Below are 2206 nucleotides of genomic sequence, written 5' to 3'. Positions count from 1 at the left end.
CGTTGATTTCGCGGAGAACTTGCTCGCCCAGACGTTTGCGAAAATGCGTCATGAGCGACGGGTGGAACGGTGGATGAATCTGTATGGCCAAACTTTGTTTTCAACGTCTTTTTGCTATACCCATTCCGACTATTTCCCGTGTGATCGCCGTCAGAACTATGTTTGGCATAGCCCAAATGAGCATCCATTTCTGCTTCAAACAACTGCTGAATGGTGTCGCGGAACAAATCTTTTAATAGGGCGTGCACGTCCTCGATGGTACGGCAATCCTTCGCTAACTCCTTGATCGTCATGTCTCTTTTGTCTTGCATAAATGATCATCTCCTTACTGGGAAGTTTAACCATTTACACAAAACTTTTTACGCTCTCGTTTTCATGCTACAGTGGCTTGTGTCTATCGCTTACCAAAACCGTACCAATTCAATTTCTCGCTCCACATGAGTCGTTAGAATATCCAACTTCGGTACAGGCACGTTCGCTTTGCCAGTCAATAGCAGCTTCAACGCCAGGTACGGGAAGTTCACTCCGGAGCGGCAAGACGCATACATTCCGCCGGAGGCTCGCGGATTGATTTCCAAGAGCTTCGGTACGTTGTTCTTGTATTTGACTTGTACATTATATAGGTAGGAAAGCTGAAGCCTCTGTTGTACTGCTTCTGCAATTCTCAGCAACTCTTCGTTATGTTCCAGTTTGCGAATACGGCCTTCGACTTTTTTGCGCGGTACCGCTGCCAGCAATTGTCCTCCGTAGGCGAGGCAATCGATGCTGTATTCATACTGGTCCAAATACTCCATAACCATGATGTCGTCAAAAGTCTTGCGCGTGGACAGCGCGCGGAGCGCTTCTTCTGGCGTGATCTGATAGTGGGCGGAGCGAAACAGGCGATCAAACGGATCAAGCCGATCCTCCACTACATAAAATCCTGCTCCGCCTTCGCCACGGGCAGGCTTGAAGCACACTTTGTCGCCATTTTGTTTGAGCTGTTCATAGGCAGCCTGGAATTGCTCGGCCGTGTTTACAATCTGATACGCGGGAAGCGATACTTCCGGTACGTTTGCAAACAACTCAAACAGCTTTCCTTTATCTGAGATTTCCTCCAGCAACTGATGTTCCTGAGCGATCATAACCTGTGTGCCCAGCCGTTGAAACTCTTCGATATGTTGGGAGATTTCCACGAGCCGATAGTTGGGGAGAAATACGTCAATCTGGTGCTTTTTACAAAATGACAGGCAATAGTCGATGTATTGCGGTACATCGAGTGTCGGCTCCAGTTCAGCATGGTCTGCGATTTGCAGCATCACGCTATGGCGTTTCGGGTGAGTCACAAAAATCTCGAAGGCGATATTGTCAGGGTTATTGCGAATCATTTCAACGATTGGATACGCCGTAGCAAAAGTCCGATTGAACCAGAGCCGTTTTTTCATTTAAGCCAAAACTCCTTTTTGTTTTGCTTCTTCTAGCCAAAGCGGGAACTCGTTCAGCAGCAGGTCGTATAGAGCTGCGTTTGAAATGGTGTCAATGTTATCAATTTGAAAAAAGTTGGCGTTATCGATAAAGCGTCCTTCGATCGTATCTAGCTTTTTCAACACGCCGAAGTCTGCGTTGCCGATCCCTACGAATTGCCAAAACAACGGCTTTGCGGATGACTCGATAATCAACTTTTGAACGGAATCGCCAGCTTCATTTGCCCCTTTTTTTACGCCGCCATCGTTGATGAAAGTGATGTAGGTGGGCAGACTGCTAGGCTCTTCTTGCGTATATTTGGCAATAATATCGCGCATGACTAACGGCTCGTCGTTCCGACCGAACTTTTCAACAGAAGCGTTTTCCAGGATGGCACGGTTTACGTAGTTCTCAAAGTCTTTCACTGTTACGGATGGAAGGCGGGAGAACCGATGATCGTAGACCCATACATCGAGTGTCTGGTCATCATCAAACTGGCTCGCCACTGCTAAAATGCGTTCTACTACCTTTTGAGCCGTACCGTTTTTATAGTACGGACGCATAGAGCCGGTTATATCAAGGACCAATGCAACCCGCGCCTTTACCTGTTGCAGCTTTTTCTTTTCCAGTACCACCTGCACGTCTTTAACAAACGATATCATCGGCTGACCTCCTTTTTTTCGAAAGACGAATTGTCAAGACAAGTGCGACAGAGCTTCCATGAATGATTCGTAAGCGGTCTTCCAGCCCAGACATTTTCTTG

At 47.2% G+C, this 2206-nt stretch carries 3 protein-coding genes; all 3 read right to left on the bottom strand.

The features are described from left to right. The coding region (locus AC3WJN_RS25475) for a transposase (protein WP_492329357.1) at positions 1–311 on the bottom strand (311 nt) is incomplete at its 3' end. 90 nt (positions 312–401) lie between these two features. Then, positions 402–1424: an ATP-grasp domain-containing protein gene (locus tag AC3WJN_RS25470; protein ID WP_327953752.1), complete on the bottom strand. Its 1023-nt coding sequence runs from the start codon at positions 1422–1424 to the stop codon at positions 402–404. Beyond that, a complete protein-coding gene (locus AC3WJN_RS25465) occupies positions 1425–2105 on the bottom strand; it encodes a vWA domain-containing protein (RefSeq protein ID WP_327953751.1) in 681 nt (226 codons plus the stop codon). Positions 2106–2206 lie beyond the last annotated feature (101 nt).

The sequence above is a fragment of the Brevibacillus sp. FW306-2-1A-C05A genome, assembly GCF_058781555.1.
This window is presented reverse-complemented; position numbering and strand designations above follow the sequence as displayed.